The organism is Rathayibacter sp. AY1D2, assembly GCF_002932695.1.
Classification (GTDB): Bacteria; Actinomycetota; Actinomycetes; order Actinomycetales; family Microbacteriaceae; genus Rathayibacter.
In genome coordinates this window covers 1-14,015 of record NZ_PSVX01000080.1, presented here as the reverse complement: position 1 = coordinate 14,015, position 14,015 = coordinate 1, and the positions used below count along the sequence as shown (strand labels likewise).

Below are 14,015 nucleotides of genomic sequence, written 5' to 3'. Positions count from 1 at the left end.
TGCTTGAGCACCGTGCGCTCGCCCGTCGCGACGTCGAGCGCGAGCACGGTCGAGGGGGTGACGAACGAGGTGTAGGCGAGGCGGAGGGAGGGCTGCTCCCACTCCGGGTTCCCCGCCAGGCCCGCGTCGTAGAGCGGCTCGTCGAAGACGATCTCCTCGAGCCGCGCTCCGGCGCCGTCCTCGCGGAGCAGCCCGAGCCGGGTGGCTCCGTCGGCCCGGTAGGAGACGACCACGTGACCGGCGAAGGCGTCGACGCCCTCGATCCGGCGGCCCTCGCGGTGCGGTACCACCACGCGGCGCTCGCGGGCCCGGGCGTCGGCGTCCAGCGACAGGTCGGCCGGCTCCTCGACGATCTCGAAGTCGAGGGCGCCGTCGTTGTGCACGATCAGCAGGCGGTCGCGCCCGTCGACGACGGCGTGCTCGACCTCGTACTCCACGCCCTCGCGGCGCGGCCACACCGAGCGGAAGGAGCCGGTCGGGTCGGACGCGTCCAGCAGCAGGCACTCGCTCGTGATCTTGCTCCCGATCTCGATGACGAGGAAGCGGCGGCTGCGGGTGAGGCCCACGCCGATCCAGTAGCGCTCGTCGGGCTCGGCGAAGACGACCTCGTCCGGGGTCCCGGCGCCGACCTCGTGCCGCCAGATCGTGTCGGGGCGCCAGGACTCGTCGACGGTCGGGTAGAAGACGAAGCGCGCGTCGGCGCCGAAGGTCGCTCCGCCGCCGGTGCCCTCGATGACGTCCGGCAGATCCTCGCCGGTCTCGAGGTCGCGGATGCGGAGGGTGTAGCGCTCGTCGCCCTCGACGTCGGTGGCGAAGAGCAGCCGTCGGCCGTCGGCCGAGACGTCGAAGCTGCCGAGCGAGAAGAAGTCGTGCCCCTCCGCCTCCGCGTTGCCGTCCAGGACGACCTGCTCGCCCTCGAGCGGACCGCCCTCGGCGATCGACGGCGGCGTCCAGTCGTCCGGCCCGCTGATCGGCGCCCGGCAGTGCACGGCGTACTGGCGGCCCTCGTAGGAGCGCGAGAAGTACCACCAGGAGCCCTCCCGGACGGGGACCGAGAGGTCGGTCTCCTTCGTCCGCGAGCGGATCTCCTCGAACAGGCGCTCGCGCAGCGGAGCGAGAGGAGCCAGCACCGCCTCGGTGTACGCGTTCTCGGCCTCGAGGTGCGCGAGCACCTCGGGGCTCTCCTTCTCGCGCAGCCACTCGTAGTGGTCGACCACCACGTCGCCGTGGTGGCGGCGCTCGAGGGGGACGCGGCGGGCGACGGGCGGAACGGGCGCGGTCATCGCTCCAGCCTAGGGCGAGGGCGCCCCTGGCCGCCCCGGGGTGCCGCAGCGGCGCCGGGCGTGATCACAATGGACCATGGCCAGCGGTGCGGAGAACGAGTCGGCGACGTCCCTGGCGGGCGGTGCGCGGAGAGTGCAGACCGAGGTCGAGCGCAAGTACGACGTCGACGCGGGCACCCGGCTGCCCGACCTGACCGGCACCGCGAGCGTCGCGAGCGTCCGCACGGAGGAGCCGGTGACCCTCCGCGCCGAGTACTTCGACACCGCCGAGCGCGCTCTGTCCCGGGCGCGGATCACGCTGCGCCGCCGCGAGGGCGGATCCGACCAGGGCTGGCACGTCAAGCTGCCCGGCTCCTCCGGCCGCACCGAGATCCACGCGGAGCTCACGGCCTCGCGCACGGTCCCGTCCGCCGTCCGCGAGCCGGTGCTCGGGCAGGTGGGGCGCGCGCCGCTCGAGCCGCTGGCGCTGCTCGAGACGGTCCGCTCGATCACCCGCGCCCTCGACTCCCACGGGCGGGAGCTCGCCGAGATCGCCGACGACCTGGTGACCGCGCGCGACCAGCGCACCGGCCGCGAGCGGCGCTGGAGGGAGTGGGAGGTCGAGCTCGTCGACGTCCCGGGCGACGAGGGCGAGCGGGTCCTCGACGCGATCGAGCAGCGCCTCCTCGCCGCGGGCGCCCGCCCGGCCGCCAGCGCCTCCAAGCTCGCCCGGGCCACCGGCGGCCCGATCGAGGAGACGGTCCCGGATCCGCGCAACGGCGGGGAGGCGGCGCTCGCCGCGGTCCGCTCGCTCCTGCGCGAGCTGCGCGCCGTCGACCCGCGGGTGCGCCTCGAGGCCGACGACGCCCTGCACCGGATGCGCGTGCTCGCGCGCCGGCTCCGGTCCGTCCTCGCCGCCTCCCGCTCCGTGCTCGACCGTGCGGCGACCGACCCCGTGCGGGACGAGCTGCGCTGGCTGGGAGGGGTCCTCGGCGCGGCCCGCGACCAGGAGATGCTCGCCGAGCGGTTCCGCGCCTCCCTGGCGGCCGTCGAGGGCGCCCCGAGCACCCCCACCGCCCTGCTGGAGGAGGTCGAGCACCGGCACGCCTCGGCGCTGCGCCGCGTCGACCGCACTCTGCGCGGCGGCCGCTACCTCGCGCTCCTCGCCTCGCTCGACGCCCTGCTCGCGGATCCGCCCCGCACCGCGCGGGCGGGCTCGAGCGCGACGGCGCTGGTGCGCCGCTCCGTCGCGAAGGACCTCGCGCGCATCTCCGCGGCGGGCTCCGCGGCGGCCGGCGGCTCGCTCGAGGCTCGTCACGACCTGCGGAAGGCGGCGAAGCGGCTCCGCTACACCGTGGAGGCGTGGCGGGCGGTCGTCCCCGAGGCTGTCGGCGCCCGGCGCCGCTCGCTCGCCGAAGCGGGCGAGGACCTCGCCGACGCCCTGGGGGAGGAGCGCGACGCGCTCGCCGCCCGCGCGCTGATCCTGGAGCAGGCCGATCGCAGCGGGGAGGGGGCCTTCGCGCTGGGGGTCGTCGCCGCCGAGGAGCGGCACCGCGCCAGACGGGCCGCGAAGGCCGCGGAGAAGGCGCGAGACCGTCTCGAGTCGCTCTCGCGCTGACCGCGCGGCCCCGCGGTCGCTGTCAAGCCGACGGCCCGGTCACACGGACGAAATCCACGGCGGATAATGTGAATCATGCCTTCCGTCCGTGCTCTTCCGTCACCGCTCCTGCGCCCGCGCCACTTCGACCGCGACGACGTCGTGGTCCATGCCGGCCTGTTCTCGCTGGTGAACTCGAGTACGACGCCCCGCGCGGCCTGGACCGAGGACCTGATCGCCATCGGCGAGGTCCTCGACGCCGCCGAATTCCCCTACCGCCTCATCCGCGGCACCGACGGCTCGCCCTTCCTCGCGGTGGACCGCGTGCTCGGCGCCGAGCTGGCGACGCTGCTGGCGCGCGCCTTCGCGACCGAGCCCTTCTACGCCAAGACGGTCGACAAGCGGGGCACCCCGCCTCAGCTCCTGGCCGAGGGCGTGCTCGCGCCGTATCCGCGCGCCTCCGTCTTCAAGCTCTTCCGCCCGCGCGTCTCCTCGACGGGATCGCTGCGCTACGGCGCCCGCAGCGGCGTCCGCCTCGAGCTGTGGAAGGTGGGCGAGGAGGAGATCATCACTCCCGCCGAGAACGCGCTCATGCGCAACAGCCTCCCCGTCGCCGAAGCGATCGACGCCCACGTCGAGGCGTACGGCCGCACCTGGCCGACGTTCGAGGGCATGTTCGAGCCGCTCGTCAGCGACATCCGCTTCGAGGTGGACATCGTCTTCTCGTGGGTCGACGGCACCGACCTGGAGTTCCAGCGCGCCCGGGCGGCCCGCATGGCGAGCTACGTGGTGGGGGAGGGCGACGACGCTCCGGCGCGCTTCCGTCAGATCGACGAACTCAAGTACGCCCTGCGCAGCGTCTACATGTACGCGCCGTGGATCCGGCACATCTACATCGTCACCGACTCCCCGCGCCCGCGCTGGCTGGACGAGCACCCGGACGTCACCCTCGTGCGCAGCGAGGACCACTTCCGCGACCTCTCGGTGCTGCCGACGCACAACTCCCACGCGGTCGAGAGCCAGCTGCACCGCATCCCGGGGCTGGCGGAGCACTTCCTCTACTCCAACGACGACATGTTCTTCGGGCGCCCGGTCGACCCGTCGATCTTCTTCTCGCCCGGGGGCATCACGAAGTTCATCGAGGCGACGACGCGCATCGGCATGGGCGACTCCAACGCCTCCCGCAGCGGCTTCGAGAACGCGGCCCGCGTCAACCGGCGCCTGCTCCGCGAGCGCTTCGGCGCGATGACGACCCGTCACCTCGAGCACGCCGCCACGCCGCTCCGCAAGACCGTGATGGCCGAGCTCGAGGCCGAGTTCGAGCCGGAGTTCACCGCGACCGCCGCGAGCCGCTTCCGCTCCGCGAGCGACGTCTCCGTCACCAACTCGCTCTACCACTACTACGCGCTGATGACCGGGCGCGCGGTCGTGCAGGAGAACGCCTCGGTGAAGTACGTCGACACGACGATGCACCAGGGGCTGAAGGACATGCGCAAGCTCCTCAAGAACCGCGGAGTCGACTTCTTCTGCCTCAACGACGGCAGCTTCCCCGAGATCTCGGCGGAGGCGCGCACCAAGGCCGTCATCGGGTTCCTCGAGGAGTACTACCCGATCCCGGCTCCGTGGGAGCGCGAGGTCTGACCGTGGGCTGGGCCGTCGGGGGAGCGGTGGCCGGGCTGCTTCTCGGCCTGGCGAGCTCGCTCGTGTTCCCGGGCATCGGAGTGGGAGCGGGCGTCGGCGTGGGCGTCGCGCTGGCCGCGGCGCTGGCGTTCGCCGGATGGCTGTTCGCGCGGGACCGCGCCGGCGGGCGCTGATACCGCCGGCCGTGTCCGAGGACGCGGTCGACGCGGCGCCCGGAGGCGTCGGGGCGACCCCGACGCCCCGTCGCGTCGCTACGCGCTGACGCCCACCCGCTCCGCGAGCGGCGGGTAGAGCTCCTCGTCCCGGGCGACGGGGGCCGCCGTCGCCGCGGCGATCTCGACGCCGTGGTCCGCGAGGATCCGCTGCGTCTCGTTCGCCGAGACGTAGGACACCTCGGTCGAGGCGCCGATCGGCACCACCGAGTGCAGCACCGTGCCGTCGTAGACGTGGATCAGGTTGAACGCCTGGGCGCCGTTGCGGGCGCGGGTCGCTCCCACCGGCACGTTGAGGTCCTGGGTGTAGCAGGTGGCCGACGCGACCGAGACCGGGATGCCGGCGAACATCGCCGTCGACGAGTAGTGCAGGTGGCCCGCGATGATGCTGCGGACGTCGGAGCCCTCGAGCACCTCCGCGAGGGCGGGCTGGTCGCGCAGCTCCACGAGGACCGACAGGTCGAGCACGCTCGGCACCGGCGGGTGGTGCAGCGCGAGGATCGTGCCGTGCGGGGCCGGGCTGGAGAGCTCCTCCGCCAGCCAGTCGAGCTGCGCGTCCGAGATCTCCCCGTAGTGGGCGCCGGGCACGGTGGAGTCCAGCGCGATGATCCGCAGCCCGTTCACGTCGTGCACGCGGTCGACCGGCTGCGTGGTCGGGAGCTGGTCGAGCAGCCCCGAGCGGAACGCGCCGCGGTCGTCGTGGTTGCCCATCACCCAGATCACCTCGGCGCCGAGGCGTGCGGCCGCGGGCTCGACGACGGCGCGCAGCTTCGCGTACGCCTCCGGCTCGCCCTTGTCGGCGAGATCACCCGTGATGACGATGGCCTCCGGACGTCCGCCGGACGCCTCCAGCTCGTCGAACAGGAGCCGCAGCTGGGCCTCGCTGTCGACGTCGGAGCCGTACAGGCCGCCGTCTCCGGCGATGAAGTGGGTGTCGCTCAGGTGAAGGATGAAGTGGTTGGGCCGGGGGTACTCGGCCTGGCGGAGGGACATGATCCTCGGGTTCCACGATCGGCGGGAGCCGGATCACGCGACCCGGCGTCGGCACTTGCGCACTGCTCCAGCGGAGGCGACCCCGCTGCGATCAGTCCATCATCGCGGGGTGAACTCCGGGCCAACACCGGTCGGCGCGTCATCGAACGGTTCTCCCAGGTTGCCGGTCGCTGCGCGGTCCTCCCGGACCCCGGAGGACCGCCGCGATCAGAGCCGGGCGAGCAGCCGCGCGTAGAACTCGATGGCGCGCTCGAACTGGTCGGCCTCGACCGACTCGTCGACCCCGTGGATCCCGAGCTGCTGCCGCGGGCTGATCTCGAACGGGATGAAGCGGTAGACGTGGTCGCTGATGGCGTGGAAGTGCCGGGCGTCGCTGCCGCCGGTCTGCACGTAGGGGGCGACGATCGCGTCCGGGAACGACTCCTGGACGACCGCGCGGAGCAGGTCGTACGGCCCGCCGTCGCCGGGTTCGCCGGTGGGGGAGACGGGGGAGGGCTCGTGGGCGACCTTCACCTCGACCTCGACCTCCGGGTCGTCGATGACGGCGCGGATGCGCTCGACCACGCCCGCCACGGTGCCGCCCGGGTTGATCCGCACGTTCGCGGTGGCGCTGGCGCTGGAGGCGAGGACGTTCGCTCCGGTGCTGCCGCGCAGCTCGGTGATCGCGACCGTCGTCCGCAGCATCGCGGCCGAGCGGTTGGAGTGGGCGGCGAGCGCGCCGACGACGGCGTCCGGGTGCTCGTGCGGGCGGGCGTACCAGACGGCGTGGGCCGCGTCCGCGTGGTCGGCCGCCGCGCGCACCAGCTGGGCGATCGGCTCCGGGAGGGTCGAGGGGAACGGGTTCTCGGTCAGGCGGTGGATCGCCCTCGCGAGCCGCTGGGTGGCGAGCAGCCCGGGCGGGGGCGGCGGAGCGGAGGCGTGGCCGCCGACGTCGCGGCAGGTCAGCTCGAGGTTCATGATCCCGCGCTCGGTGACGCCGATCACGGCGATCGGGGTGGTGACGCCGGGCAGGATGCCGCGCCGCACGTTCCCGCCCTCGTCGAGCACGAGGCGCGGGCGGACCCCGCGCGCGCCGAGCAGGGCGACGACCGAGGGGGCGCCGTCGCCCGCCGTCTCCTCGTTGTGCGTGGAGAGGAGGTACACGTCGTGCCGGGGCCGCTCGCCCCGCAGGACGGCCGCCTCGACCGCCTCGAGGAGGGCGACGAGGGAGCCCTTGTCGTCGAGGGCGCCGCGCGCCACGACGGAGGTGCGGCCGTCCGCGGCGATGATCGTCTCGGCCGCGAACGGGTCGTGCGACCACTCCGCCGCCGTCACGCTGACCACGTCGTAGTGGGCCATCAGCACGGCCGGCTCGCCCGGCTCCTCACCGCGCCAGCGCCAGAGGAGGGAGTGGCCGGCGACGGTCTCGGACTCCAGCGCCGCGTGCAGCGCCGGGTAGAGCTCGGCGACGAGCTCCCGGAAGGCGTGGAAGCGGCTCCAGTCGGTCGCCGACTCGTCCGAGTGGGACACGGTGTCGACGCGCAGCAGGGCCTGGAAGCGCTCGAGCGCGGTCGTCGTCACCGGGCTAGCCTACGACGGCGGTGCCGGGCCCCCGGCCCGTCGGAGCGGAGGTGTGCGGTGGGGCTGCCCGAGGTCTGCGTCGTCTACGTCCTCCGCGACGGCCCGCGGGGCGCGGAGGTGCTCCTCGGCCGCAAGCGCAGGGGCCTCGGCGAGGGCCGCGTGGTCGCCCCCGGCGGCAAGCTCGAGCCCGGGGAGTCGCCCGTCGACGCGGCCGTCCGCGAGCTGGAGGAGGAGGCGGGGCTGGTCGCCCTCCCGGCCGACCTGGAGCCGCGCGGCGTGCTCGACTACTCCTTCCCCCACCGGCCGGCGTGGAGCCAGCGCTCGCACGTCTTCCTCTGCCGCCGCGTCACCGGCGAGGTCACCGAGTCGAGCGAGCTCGCCGCCGCCTTCGTCCCGGTCGAGGAGGTGCCGTTCGAGCGGATGTGGGATGACGCCCGCCTCTGGCTGCCGGGCGTGCTGCGCGGGGGCGCGCCCGTGCGCCTCCGGGTCGAGTTCGGCGCCGACCTCGCGAGCGTGGACTCGTGGGGGCCGGCCGACGCTCAGACGAACGTTCCCGCCACCAGCAGCGCCAGCAGCGAGATCACCGAGGCGATCGAGAGCGTCAGCGAGTAGGCGGTGAACGTGCCCCGCACGGTGAGGCCGAGCACGGACTTGAAGAGCCAGAACGCGTTGGCGTTGACCATCCCGAGGAAGAGCGCGCCGGAGCCGGCGGCCAGGGCGATCAACGCCGGGTTCACGTCGAGCACGGGGATCAGCGGGGCGACGATGCCGACCGCGGTGATCGCGGCCGTCGAGACCGAGCCGATCGCCGCGTGCAGCACGGCCGCGACGACCCAGGTGAGCAGGATCGGCGAGAGGGCCCGCCCGTCGAAGGCGCCGGCGAGCGCGTCGCCGACCCCGGTTCCTCCGACCACGGCGGCGAGGCTGCCGCTGACCCCGGTCAGGACGACGATCGGGCCGCTGCGGGTCAGTGCTCCGCCCAGTGCCGTGGCCACGGCGCCCTTCGGGAGCGTCCGCAGTGCCGTCGCGTAGGCCAGCACCAAGCCGGCCAGCAGCGCGATGTGCGCGTCGCCGAGGAACCGCAGGAGGGGGACGTCGAGCTCGGCCAGCTGGGTGAGCGAGTTCGCGGCGATCAGCACGATGGTGAGGGCGATCGGAGCGACGGCCAGCGCGAGCGGCACCCGCCGCGTCGCGAGCGCCGTGCCTCCCGTGGCCGCGCCCGCCTCGGGCTCGAGAGCGGGCCCCGGGACCGCCCCGCCCTCGAGGTCGCGCTCGTCCCGCCAGCCGCCGCGCTTCACCAGGGCGCTGTACACCAGCACGGTCAGCACGATGGTGACGATGCCCAGCGGGGCGCCGATGGCGACCATCGACGGCAGGGGAGCGCCCGCGATGCCTGCCGTGGCCAGCGCGGCGGCTCCGGGGACGACGAAGACCACGCCCACGATCATCCCGACGATGGAGGAGCCGGCCAGCAGCCCGTAGCCACCGGCACCGAGCCCCCGCGAGGCCAGACGAGTCAGCGGTGCGCTCATCACGACCAGCACGTCGGAGTAGATCGAGGGGAAGGCGACGCCCAGGGTCAGCGCGTAGGCGACCGGGAGCGCGCGCCGACCGAAGCGCTTCACGAGCCAGCGGGCGAGCAGCGGGGCCACGCCCAGCGCCTCCAGGAGCGATCCGAGCAGCAGGCCGAGCGCGATCAGCAGGCCGATGTCGCCGAGGACCGCGCCGAATCCGGACGTCATCGCGGTCACCGTCCCCTCGCCGCCCTGCCCCGAGACGAGGCCGAGCCCGAGGGCCGAGACGAGGAGGGCGATCACCGGCTCGACCTTCAGCACGACGATCAGGACCACGACGGCCACGATCGTGAGCAGGATGAGGAGCACGGGCCAGTAGTCGGTCATGGGCGGTCCTTCTGTCGAGGAGCGGGAGGGCCCGGAGACCGGGTCGCCGCGAGCCGTCCAGCCCCGGCCGTGGTGCGCCGCCAGACGGACGATCGCGCGGATCCGCGGAGCCGGGAGAACGCCGCGGAGATGCGGCGCGTCAGCGGAACATACCGATCCCCGACCCTGCTCCCCGACGTCGACGACTTCCTTCGTCATGCAGCGTCGCGAACACGCGGGCCGGATGCGCACCCTGCTACTTTCACCGGGCAGACGTCCTCGGGGGGAGGACGCAGCCGCATCTCTCCTCCGTGGTCACCCGCATCCGGACGGCCTCCGCCGTCCGACCCGCCAGGCGCCCTCCGTGGGGCGCCGCCGTCAGCGGGCCACACGACAGCGACGCGATCCGGCCCCGCCCGGACGCGCCCGAGCGCAGCAGGAGCACTACCCATGACGGCACAGATCATCGACGCGACCGATCTCGACGAGCTCCGGCGCGTCGGGCAGGAGCTCCGCGAGGGCGCGACCGTCATCGCGCAGACCGACACGAACTACGGCGTGTTCGCCAGCCCCTTCTCGCGCAGCGCCTGCTTCCGCCTCTACGACATGAAGAAGCGGGACGGCGCGAAGCCGCTCACCCTCTTCGTCTCCGCGCCCCGCGACTGGGCGACCTGGGCCTTCGCCCCGGAGACGGCCGACATGGACGCGCTCGTCGCAGCGTTCTGGCCGGGGCCGCTGAACGTCATCCTGCGCCGCAAGCCCGTCGTCCCGGACTGGGTCACCTCGGGCCAGGACACGGTGTCGGTCGTGCACAACCTCAGCGCCCCGATCAACCTGCTCTCGATATTCGCGGGCCTGCCGCTCGCGGCCACCTCCGCCAACATCAGCGGCACGGTGTCGACCGGACTCGTCGACTTCGACCTCGCCGCGGAGCACCTCGGCGGCGACAGCGACTACCTGATCCGCAGCACCACCGCCCCCGACTCCACGATGAGCAGCACGATCGTCTCCCTCGTGGGCGGCGCGTCGATCGTCCGTCAGGGCGACGTGGGCGCCGACGCACTGCGCGTCGTCGTGCCCTCCCTTGTCTGACCTCGGGCGCGGGGACGCCCCGCGCGGCCGCAGCGCCGCCGGGCTGATCACGGTCTACCGGATCGTCTCGCGCGCCTACTTCCACCTGCCCGTGGTCGCGGTGTTCCTGCTGGCGCGGGGCTACCCGATCCTGGCCGTGGCGCTGCTGCTGGCGCTCTACGGAGTGGTGGCGGCGCTCGCCGACGGCCCGCTCTCGCCGCTCACACGCCGCCTGTCCTCGGCGGGCGCGCTCGTCGTCGGCGAGGGCGTGAAGGCACTGGGCCTCGTCGTGATCGTGCTGGACGCGGATCCGGTCGCCGTCGTGATCAGCCAGCTGCTCGCCGGCTGCGGCTTCTCGCTGACGGCCGGGCGGGACGCCGCGCTGGCCTCCTCGCTGCGCGCCGGAGCCGATGCTCGCCGCCAGGAGACGCGGGTGCAGAGCGGAATGTTCCTCGCCTCCTTCGGCGCGGGAGTGCTCGGGGCCGCCTCGCTCGCGCTCTGGGACCGGCTGCCGTTCCTCCTCAGCGCGCTCGTGTCGTGCGCCGCGCTGGCCGTGGTGCTCCTTGCCCGCCTGCCGCTCGGCGCGAGCGCCGCCTCGGGAGTGGCGGCGCGCGCCGTGCGGCCGGCCGTCCTGCCCGCCGCGGTGCGCTTCTGGTCCCTCTACTACTCCGTGAACCGCGCCGTCCTGCTCGCCGCTTACACCTTCGTGATCCCGCTGCTGCTGTTCCAGGAGCTGCGTCTGACGCTGCCCGCGTTCGGCCTGGTGCTCGGCCTCTACACGCTCGCCGGCCTGGCCGCCGCCCGGCTCTCGCCGCTCATCGCCGGCACGCCCCTGGTCTTCCGGCTGACGGCGCTCACCCAGGTGCTGGGCCTCGCCCTGACCACCCTCGGGGTGCTCGGCGCCGCGATCGCCGGCCTGGCCCTGCTCGGGATCGCGGGCGGCTTCGTGCGGCCCGCGACGATGATCGCCCTGGCGCCGGCGATGAACGGGCTCGAGGACGGCGCCCGGGTCGCGGTGATGCGCGGACTGGAGCGCAACCAGGGGATCCTCCAGGCCGTCCTGCTCGTCGGCGCCGGGATACTCGTCCCCCTCACGGGAGGGACCGCGCCGACCCTCATCGTCCTCGTCGTCCTCGCGGTCCTCGCGCAGACGATCGGGGCCGTCTCGATGCGACGACAGGAGAGGAGGGCCGTCACCACGGAAGCGGAGTGACAGAGGAAGTCCGGGACGAGCCCGCCGGCGGCGTCCCTCATCCACGTGCAAGGAGTGAAGCAATGCAGCCCATCTACACGTTCTCCGATTCCGACAGATCGACCCTCCAGCAGTCGCTGCTGGCGGTCGCCATCGACCCCTACAAGGACTACGACCGCTTCCGCGACGCGATCGCCGCGCTGATCGACAGCGGCGACGTCCCGCAGGGCTTCGTCGACGCGCTCGCCCGCATCCGGCGCGAGCGCGACGAGAAGATCACCTACGCGCACCTGATCTCGAACAACCCGGTCGACGACGAGATCCCCTGGCTCGACCAGGACGACGCGCTCGAGGACAAGTACCGCAAGAAGCTGACGTTCGTCGGCGAGGGCCTGCTCGAGCTGCAGTCGCAGTACCTCGGCTCGCCGCTGCTCGCGTACGCCACCCGCAACAACGGCGACTTCTTCCAGGACGTCTACGCCGACAACCGCTTCTCGAACACCCAGACGCAGAAGACCGACGGCGAGCTGTACTGGCACAACGAGCGGACCGCGCACCCGGTGCGCGCCGACTTCATCTCGCTCCTGGGACTGCGCACGCCCGAGACCGACCTCGTCTACACGAAGTACGTCGACGGCCGCGAGATCCTGCGCTTCATCTCACCCGAGAACCAGGCGCTCCTGCGCGAGGCGGTCTACATCACCCCGTTCGACGAGCTCTCGCGCGCCCAGAACAAGAACCAGATCGTGTCGGACCAGCACGCTCTGCTCGAGAACGAGCACAGCTTCCGCTACTACGACACCCGGACGGTGCCGGCCGACCCGGACGACCTGCCGCACCTGTGGGCGCTCTGGCAGTTCCGCGATGCGCTCTCGAAGGTCAGCGAGCAGTACCACCGGATCCGCGACGCGGACCTGCTGATCATCGCGAACCAGGACGGCCTGCACAGCCGTCAGCTCGTCGACGTCCAGGACCGCGACAAGACCCGCTTCCGCTGGCTGCTGAAGACGTACTCGTTCCGCGACGCGGCGACCGCGGACCGCCACTCCGACTACTGGCTCGACGGCGTCCGCGGCCGAGTCACCGACTGAGAGAGAAGGAGAACGACATGACCGATCTGACCAGGAGCACGCCCCCGCACCCGCTCGACTTCCTGCCCGCGACGGCGCCCCTGGAGGTGTCCAGCGACGACGTGACCGACGGCGAGCGGCTCGCCGAGGCCCAGGGGAGCGGCGACACCAGCCCGTCCCTGCGCTGGAGCGCCGGCCCCGAGGGCACGCAGTCGTACGCCGTGACCGTGTTCGACCCCGATGCGCCGACCCTCGGCGGCATCCACCACTGGGTCCTGGTCGACATCCCGAAGGAGGTCACCGAGCTGGCCGCCGGCTCGACGGAAGTGGGGCGCCCGGCGCTCAACGACCTCGGGTCGCTCGCCTACGCCGGTGCGGCCCCGCCGCCCGGTGACCGCCCGCACCGCTACCTCTTCACGGTGCACGCGCTCGGAGTGCCGACGCTGCCGGTCGACGAGTCGACTCCGGCCTCGCTGGTCGGCTTCCATCTGACCGTCAACACGCTCGCGCGAGGCTCGCTCACGGCCCTCGCCTGAGCCGTCCCGTCGGCGCGCGCGGCGCGGACGGGCGCGCACCGGGCACCGGAGTCGATCCGGAGCCCGGTGCGCGTCCGTTCGCGGCATCACCGCCGCGGACGACGGGAGGCGATCCGCTAGGCTTCCGCTCGGCCGGGGCCCCGCCCATGGCGTCTCTGGACACCACGAAAGGGAAAGAATGACCAGCACGACGGTGATCGAATGGCGTGAGCAGGCTCCTGCGGAAGCGGTGGACGCGCTCTACGCCCCCGGTGGACTGGTCGTCTGCGCGACCAAGGTCGGCTACATCCTGATGACGACCGACGGAGCGGGCCTCGAGCGCAAGTTCTCGGCCAAGCAGCGCAACCGCAACAAGCCGGGCGTCGTGCTCTGCTCCAGCATCGAGCAGCTCACCGAGCTCGCCGAGCTCAACGAGGAGGTCCTCGCCTTCTACCAGAAGCACTGGGACCAGGACGTCCTGCTCGGCTGCATCCTCCCGTGGAAGGCCGAGGCCGTCGACCTGATCGACGAGGACGCCCGCGAGCTGGTCCGCGACGGACGGGGCACCAGCTGCTTCGTCATCCGCTTCGGCCGCCCGGCCGAGCAGCTGGTCGCCACCATGTGGGAGCGCGACCGCACCCTCACCTTCGCCAGCTCGGCCAACCCCTCGGGCGTGGGCAACCGCGGCCGCGTCGCGAACATCGGCGAGCGGATCGAGAACGAGGCCGACGTCATCGTCTCGGCCGACTCCTACGTCTCCTCGATCCAGCCGGACAAGGACGAGGACTCCCGCCACGAGCAGGGCGTCATGGTCTCGATGGTGGACGCCTCGGGCGCCCTCATCCCCGTGCAGGGCGGCGAGCGCTCGATCACCCCGGGCCCCGTGCTGATCCGCCGCGGCCTCGACTACGAGCGCATCATGCTGAACCTCGCCGAGCAGTTCAACTCCTGGGACTACCGCCAGGGCGAGTACTACTGATCCGGTGAGGGATCGGATCGACGGCCGGGCCGGGGGCGCGCCC

Annotated in this window: 12 protein-coding genes and 1 pseudogene; 9 read left to right on the top strand and 4 right to left on the bottom strand. The window is 73.0% G+C overall.

Annotated elements, in window-relative coordinates:
- Positions 1 to 1,283, bottom strand: a pseudogene (locus C5D04_RS16145) (S9 family peptidase); the annotation flags it as partial.
- A gap of 76 nt (positions 1,284 to 1,359) precedes the next feature.
- Here C5D04_RS16145 and C5D04_RS16140 point away from each other — a divergent pair.
- The 3 genes from C5D04_RS16140 to C5D04_RS16130 all read left to right on the top strand — a co-directional run bounded on the left by C5D04_RS16140 (position 1,360) and on the right by C5D04_RS16130 (position 4,673).
- Positions 1,360 to 2,880: a CYTH and CHAD domain-containing protein gene (locus C5D04_RS16140; protein ID WP_104348015.1), complete on the top strand. Its 1,521-nt coding sequence runs from the start codon at positions 1,360 to 1,362 to the stop codon at positions 2,878 to 2,880.
- A gap of 75 nt (positions 2,881 to 2,955) precedes the next feature.
- Positions 2,956 to 4,500, top strand: a complete 1,545-nt coding sequence (locus tag C5D04_RS16135) for a stealth family protein (RefSeq protein WP_104225612.1) — start codon at positions 2,956 to 2,958, stop codon at positions 4,498 to 4,500.
- Positions 4,501 to 4,502: 2 nt separating this feature from the next.
- Positions 4,503 to 4,673 carry a hypothetical protein gene (locus C5D04_RS16130; protein WP_159939285.1) on the top strand — a complete coding sequence of 57 codons (171 nt, stop codon included), beginning with the start codon at positions 4,503 to 4,505 and terminating at the stop codon, positions 4,671 to 4,673.
- Between the two features lie 78 nt (positions 4,674 to 4,751).
- On the opposite strand, the gene C5D04_RS16125 is transcribed toward C5D04_RS16130, so the two are convergent.
- Together C5D04_RS16125 and C5D04_RS16120 are read right to left on the bottom strand one after the other, a co-directional pair.
- Positions 4,752 to 5,705 carry a phosphodiesterase gene (locus C5D04_RS16125; protein WP_104348014.1) on the bottom strand — a complete coding sequence of 318 codons (954 nt, stop codon included), beginning with the start codon at positions 5,703 to 5,705 and terminating at the stop codon, positions 4,752 to 4,754.
- 207 nt (positions 5,706 to 5,912) lie between these two features.
- Positions 5,913 to 7,265, bottom strand: a complete 1,353-nt coding sequence (locus C5D04_RS16120) for a M20/M25/M40 family metallo-hydrolase (protein ID WP_104348013.1) — start codon at positions 7,263 to 7,265, stop codon at positions 5,913 to 5,915.
- 57 nt (positions 7,266 to 7,322) lie between these two features.
- Between C5D04_RS16120 and C5D04_RS16115 the strand changes: the two genes are divergently transcribed.
- On the top strand, positions 7,323 to 7,877 hold the full coding sequence (locus C5D04_RS16115) for an 8-oxo-dGTP diphosphatase (RefSeq protein WP_181137740.1): 555 nt from the start codon (positions 7,323 to 7,325) through the stop codon (positions 7,875 to 7,877).
- On the opposite strand, the gene C5D04_RS16110 is transcribed toward C5D04_RS16115, so the two are convergent.
- Complete coding sequence (locus C5D04_RS16110) at positions 7,805 to 9,166, bottom strand: GntP family permease (RefSeq protein ID WP_181028702.1); 1,362 nt, start codon at positions 9,164 to 9,166, stop codon at positions 7,805 to 7,807. The genes C5D04_RS16115 and C5D04_RS16110 overlap by 73 nt on opposite strands.
- Positions 9,167 to 9,595: 429 nt before the next feature.
- Here C5D04_RS16110 and C5D04_RS16105 point away from each other — a divergent pair, with 429 nt between their 5' ends.
- The 5 genes from C5D04_RS16105 to C5D04_RS16085 all read left to right on the top strand — a co-directional run bounded on the left by C5D04_RS16105 (position 9,596) and on the right by C5D04_RS16085 (position 13,972).
- Positions 9,596 to 10,237 carry an L-threonylcarbamoyladenylate synthase gene (locus C5D04_RS16105; protein ID WP_104225616.1) on the top strand — a complete coding sequence of 214 codons (642 nt, stop codon included), beginning with the start codon at positions 9,596 to 9,598 and terminating at the stop codon, positions 10,235 to 10,237.
- Positions 10,230 to 11,429 carry a hypothetical protein gene (locus C5D04_RS16100; RefSeq protein WP_104233774.1) on the top strand — a complete coding sequence of 400 codons (1,200 nt, stop codon included), beginning with the start codon at positions 10,230 to 10,232 and terminating at the stop codon, positions 11,427 to 11,429. Before C5D04_RS16105 ends, C5D04_RS16100 begins: the two co-directional genes overlap by 8 nt.
- Positions 11,430 to 11,491: 62 nt before the next feature.
- Positions 11,492 to 12,499 carry a TauD/TfdA family dioxygenase gene (locus C5D04_RS16095; RefSeq protein WP_104223082.1) on the top strand — a complete coding sequence of 336 codons (1,008 nt, stop codon included), beginning with the start codon at positions 11,492 to 11,494 and terminating at the stop codon, positions 12,497 to 12,499.
- A 17-nt stretch (positions 12,500 to 12,516) separates the two neighbouring features.
- Positions 12,517 to 13,014 (top strand): YbhB/YbcL family Raf kinase inhibitor-like protein, encoded by a 498-nt coding sequence (locus C5D04_RS16090; protein WP_104223083.1) that lies wholly within the window; start codon positions 12,517 to 12,519, stop codon positions 13,012 to 13,014.
- A gap of 178 nt (positions 13,015 to 13,192) precedes the next feature.
- Entirely contained in the window at positions 13,193 to 13,972 is a 780-nt protein-coding gene (locus C5D04_RS16085; protein WP_104223084.1) for an L-threonylcarbamoyladenylate synthase, read from the top strand.
- The last annotated feature ends 43 nt before the right edge of the window (positions 13,973 to 14,015 follow it).